At 69.8% G+C, this 5526-nt stretch carries 5 protein-coding genes; all 5 read right to left on the bottom strand.

Annotated elements, in window-relative coordinates; translation table 11 throughout:
- Window positions 1-933: carbamate kinase (locus tag CCR87_RS01720; protein WP_201155602.1), on the bottom strand; the 933-nt coding region annotated here is incomplete at its 3' end.
- A 3-nt stretch (window positions 934-936) separates the two neighbouring features.
- Entirely contained in the window at window positions 937-1938 is a 1002-nt protein-coding gene (gene argF / locus CCR87_RS01715; protein ID WP_201155601.1) for an ornithine carbamoyltransferase, read from the bottom strand.
- Window positions 1939-1950: 12 nt separating this feature from the next.
- The gene (locus CCR87_RS01710; protein WP_201155600.1) at window positions 1951-3174 is read right to left on the bottom strand and encodes an arginine deiminase; all 1224 of its coding nucleotides are present in this window, start codon (window positions 3172-3174) and stop codon (window positions 1951-1953) included.
- Entirely contained in the window at window positions 3171-4613 is a 1443-nt protein-coding gene (locus CCR87_RS01705; RefSeq protein ID WP_201155599.1) for a YfcC family protein, read from the bottom strand. The genes CCR87_RS01710 and CCR87_RS01705 overlap by 4 nt, the downstream gene beginning before the upstream one ends.
- Window positions 4614-4696: 83 nt before the next feature.
- A partial coding sequence (locus CCR87_RS01700; RefSeq protein WP_242511796.1) for a F0F1 ATP synthase subunit gamma occupies window positions 4697-5526 on the bottom strand: 830 nt, incomplete at its 5' end.

The following is a 5526-nucleotide window of genomic DNA, read 5'->3' as shown; positions in this document are numbered from 1 at the left end:
CGGCGGGGCGGTGGGGGGCAGGAGCTGGCTCAGCACACGGGTGCCGGCGCGCTGCTCCACGATCGCGCGGGCGTCGCGCAGGCGGCCGATGCCGGCCATCACGCCGCCCGCGCGCACGAAATCGCACGCGGCGGTGATCTTTGGCGCCATCGACCCCTCGGCGAAGGTCAGGTCATCCAGCGCCTCGGGGGTTATGGCGGCGATGGCTTCCTCGGCCGGGCCGCCCCAGTCGCGCAACACCGCCGCCACATCGGTCAGCATCAGCAGCACGTCCGCGCCCAGCTCGCGCGCCAGCAGCGCCGATGTGCGGTCCTTGTCGATCACCGCCTCGACCCCCTCCATCCTGCCGTCCCGGCCCCGCACCACCGGGATGCCGCCGCCGCCCGCGCAGATCACGCAGATGCCACCCTCGACCAGCATGCGGATCGGGACGATGCCCAGGATCGCCATCGGCAGCGGAGAGGCCACGACCCGGCGCAGCCCGCCCGTCGCCTCCTCGACCATCGACCAGCCGTGCGCGGCCGCGACCGGGCCTGCCTCGGCGCGGGCATAGACCGGGCCGATGGGCTTGGTGGGGCGGTCGAAGGCGGGGTCGTCGGGGTCCACCTCCACCCGGGTCAGCAGCGTGGCGCATTCGGTCCCCGGTGGCAGGGCGTTCATCAACTCCTGCTCCAGCAGATAGCCGATCATGCCTTCGGTCTCGGCCCCCAGGACATCCAGCGGCCAGGGCGTGTCGGGCGCATGGGCGGCGGACCGCAGCGCCATCAGGCCCACCTGGGGGCCATTGCCATGCGCCACGATGATCTGGTGATCGCAGGCAAGCTCGGCCAGCGCCACGGCGGCGATGCGCGCGTTGGTCTGCTGCGCCTCGGGGGTCATCGGCTCTCCGCGTTTCAGCAGGGCGTTGCCACCCAGGGCCACGACGATCCGCATGGCTCAGCCTCCGATGGTGGCGACAAGAACCGCCTTGATGGAGTGCAGACGGTTCTCGGCCTGGTCGAAGACGACGGAGGCGGGGGATTCGAACACCTCGTCGGTCACCTCCATGCAGTCGATGCCATGGGCCTGGAAGATCGTCTCGCCGATTGCGGTCTCGCGGTTGTGGAAGGCCGGAAGGCAATGCAGGAACTTGGTGTGGGGGGTGCCGGTGCGGTCCATCACCTGCTGCGTCACGGTGAAGGGCGAGAGCAGCGCGATGCGTTCGGCCCAGACGTCCTCCGGCTCACCCATCGAGACCCAGACATCGGTGTAGATGTAGTCGCAGCCCCGGACGCCCTCGGCCAGGTCCTCGGTGGTCGTGATGCGGGCGCCGCTGGCCGTCGCCAGGTCGCGGCACTGCTGCAGCAGCGCGGCATCCGGCCACAGGCTTTGCGGACCGCACAGCCGGATGTCCATGCCGATCAGGGCCGCGCCCACCATCAGCGACGTCCCCATGTTGCTGCCGGTATCCCCGACAAAGGCAAAGGCGATGTCGGACAGATGCTTGTGGGAAAATTCGCGCATCGTCATCAGATCGGCGAGGATCTGCGTCGGATGGAACTCGTCCGTCAGCCCGTTGTAGACCGGCACGCCCGCATGCGCGGCCAGCACCTCGGCCTGGGCCTGGCCGAAGCCGCGATACTCGATCGCGTCATAGTATCGGCCCAGCACACGCGCGGTGTCCTTCATCGTCTCCTTGGTGCCGATATGGCTGCCCGATGGCCCGAGGTAGGTGACATGCGCCCCCTGATCGAAGGCCGCCACCTCGAAGGCGCTGCGGGTGCGGGTGCTGTCCTTCTCGAAGATCAGGGCGATGTTGCGACCGCGCAGCAGCCGGCGTTCGGTGCCCGTGGCCCTGGCGGTTTTCAGATCGGCCCCGAGGCGGAGCAGGAACCGCACCTCCTCAGGGGAAAAGTCCAGCAGTTTCAGAAAGCTGCGACCGTGCAGGTTCTGTGGCATGGGATCGTCCTTTCAAAGGGCGTCGCGGATCAGCGGGCAGGTCATGCAGTGCGACCCGCCCCGCCCGCGCCCCAGTTCGGCGCCGGAAATGGTGATGACCTCGACGCCGGCCTTGCGCAGCAAGGTGTTGGAATGGGTGTTGCGGGCATAGCCCACCACCACCCCGGGGCCGATGCACAGCAGGTTGTTGGCGTCGTCCCATTGCTCGCGCTGTGCCTCGTAGCCGTTGCCGCCCGTGGGCACGGCGCGCAGCGTCTTCATGCCCAGGGCGCCTGCCACCACATCGAGGAACGGGGCGGTTTCGGCCGTCACCTCCACCTTGCCGCCGTCGCCGGGGCGCAGGGAATAGGTCTGGATCGCGTCCGTCACCTCGGCAAAGACCGTCACCAGATCGCGGTCGCAGAAGGTGAACACCGTATCGAGATGCATCGACGCGCGCGCCCGCGGGAACTGGCAGGCGATCACCCGCTCCGCGCCGCCGCCCGCGAACAGCGCGCGCGCGACCTGCCCCACCGCCTGCGGGGTGGTCCGCTCGCCCATCCCGATCAGGACGGTCGCGTTGCCGATGGGCATCACATCGCCACCTTCGAGCGTGGCAAGGCCGTGATCGACCAGCGGATCGCCATACCAGACCGGGAACACGGCATCCCGGAAATCGGGGTGAAAGCGATAGATCGCCGCCAGGTTCAGCGTCTCCAGCCGCCGCGCGGGCCAGAACATCGGGTTCAGCGTCACCCCGCCATAGATCCAGCAGGAGCTGTCGCGCGTGAAGATCTGGTTGGGCATGGGCGGCAGCAGGAAATCATCCTCGCGCAGCATCGGCGCCACGACACCGGCCATCGGGATCGGCAGCTCGCTGCGGCTCATGCCGCCGATCAGGACATGCGTCAGCGCGTTGGCGGGCATCTCCATCAGGCAGGCATGCAGGTCGGCGGCCAGCCCCACGCCCACCGAATTGTCGCTGATCCGGGCATCGAGCAGCCAGCGGCGGGCCTGCGGGTCGGAGACGACCTCCTCCAGCATCTCGCGCAGCAGCACCACCGCGACCCCGCGCTCGCGCAGGACATCGACAAAGGCCATGTGGTCGGTGCGGGCCTGTTTCACCCACAGCACGTCGTCGAACAGCAGGCTTTCGGCATTGGCGGGCGTCAGCCGCGCCATCTCCGAGCCGGGACGGTGCAGCATCACGCGGCGCAGCTGCCCCGCCTCGGAATGAACGCCATAGGTCAGGGTCATGGGGCACCTGCGAAATTGACCGCCAGCGCCAGCGCGGCCATGACGATGAGGGTGAGGACCAGCAGCAGCGGCCAGACAAAGCGCAGCCAGCGTTCATAGGGGACCCGGCCGATGGCCAGCCCGCCCATCACCACGGCCGATGTGGGCGTGACCAGGTTGACCATCCCGCTGGCGGTGGCAAAGGCGGTGACCACCAGCTCGCGTTGCACGCCCGCGAAATCGGCCATGGGCGCAAGGATCGGCATCGACAGCACCGCCAGCCCCGAGGTGGAGGGCACGAAGAACGATAGCCCCACCTCGATCCAGTAGACCACGAGGATGAAGGCGGTCTGCGACAGCCCCGCCACGCTGGTTTCCGCCGCATGCAGGATGGTGTCGGTGATCAGCCCCGCGTCCATCACCACGACGATCCCGCGCGCCAGCCCGATGATCAGCGCCACGCCCAGAAGATCGCGCGCGCCGCCCACGAAGCTGTCCACCAGCCTGCCCTCGCCCAGCCGGGCGATGATGCCGATGACGATGGCGGCCGCCAGGAACAGGCCGCTCATCTCCGCCATCCACCAGCCGCCGATGGCGACGCCCCAGATCATCACGCCAAAGGTCAGCCCGAACAGGATCAGGACGATCTTGTGCAGCCCGGTGAAGGGGGCGCCGCCGGGCTGTTCGCGATCCGCGCCCGGCGCCAGGAAATGCGCCTCGTTCGCGGCCTTGCGGTCATGGACCAGCGACCGGGTGGGGTCGGCGCGGACGCGCGCGGCATAGCGCATCACAAAGGCCACCGTCACGACCCAGCACACCGCCAGGATCGCCAGCCGCAGCAGCAGCCCGTCGGCCAGGCTCACCCCCGCGGCATCCGAGGCGATCACCGTCGAGAAGGCGTTGACGGTCGAGCCCAGCACCCCCACCCCGGCGCCCAGCAGGATCACCGCCACCGCCGTCAGCGCGTCGTATTTCGCGGCGATCATCACCGGGATCAGCAGGACATAGAAGGCCAGCGTTTCCTCGGCCATGCCATAGGTGGAGCCGCCGAGGGCAAACAGCGCCATCAGGATCGGGATCATCCAGGTCTCGCGCCCCTTCAGGCGCAGCATGGCCCGCGCGATGCCCGCGTCGATCGCGCCCGTCGCCGTCACCACCCCGATGAACCCGCCGATGATCAGCACGAACAGCGACACGTCGATGGCATTGGCGGTGTAGCGCAGCGGATCGTAGAAGCCCGCGATGGGCGCAAGGATGACGTCGAAGATCCCCTGCGGGTTCGGATCGGTGGGCGCAAAGCTGCCCGCCACCGGCACGTCACGCCCGAGCGCCTCGGAGGGGACGCGCTCGTACTGGCCCGCCGGGATGATCCATGTCAGCGCGGCGACCAGCACGATCAGGCCGAACAGGATGGTGAAGGCGGACGGGAAACGGAACCCGGATTTCTCGGCGCTCGGCATCGGCGGCTCCCTCGGGCGACATGCTGGGCGCAGCCTAGCGGGCGCGGGGGTCGGCCGGGCTGATCCAGGTTAGGGGGGCGGGGTCACCGCCCCGCCATCGCCCCCGCGGCGATCTCGATGATCTCGGAGGTGATCGCCTCCTGCCGCATCCGTCGTGCGAGGGCTTCGAGCACCGCCAGCTCCTCGTCGATCTGGCGCGAGGCCGCGGCCATGGCGGCCATCCGCGCCTCGTTCTCGGCGACAAAGGCCCGCAGCGCCGCGCGGGTCATCAGCGCGTGCAGCCGGTCGAGGCTGAGGCTCGTCGCCAGATCGGCGGCCGGCAGGTTCGCCAGCGGCGCGGCCCGTTCCGGGGCGTCGCTTGCGGCCACCAGCGGAAACAGGGCCAGCCGTTCCACCCGCCCCTGTCCCCGCGCCCAGACCGTATGGACGACCGAGACCGGCCGCAGGTCCCCTTGGGCAAATACCGCCGCCAGCACCTGATCGGCGAATTGCGGCAGGCTGGCCGAGCGCGCGGGCATCGCCGCGGACCAGACCGGAACCAGCCCGCGACCGGCCGCGATGGCCGCCCCCCGGCTGCCGATCAGGAACAGATCGCCGCCCGCCCGGTCCGCCTCCACCGCCTCCAGCACCCGCTCGGAAAATCCGCCGACAAAGCCCTGCTCGGCGCAGAACACCACCACCGCCGGGCGGCCGGGTGCGGGGGGGGCATCACCGGCGAGCCCGGCCATGGCCTGCGCAAGGGCATCGCCCAGAGTGTCGGCATACCCCTCGACCGCGGCGATCTGGGCGCGGGCGGTGCGGGCGCGGGCACCGGCGATCCCGGTCATGGCGCGCACCACATTTCCCAGCTGCCGGATGCCCTCGATGCGGCTGCCGGGATCAGCCTCAGACATCGGTGCGGGCCGGATGGGGG

This window comes from Rhodobaculum claviforme, assembly GCF_016653255.1.
Taxonomy (GTDB): Bacteria; Pseudomonadota; Alphaproteobacteria; order Rhodobacterales; family Rhodobacteraceae; genus Rhodobaculum; species Rhodobaculum claviforme.
The sequence above is the reverse complement of the archived record's forward strand: the minus strand, read 5'-3'. Positions and strand labels throughout refer to the sequence as shown.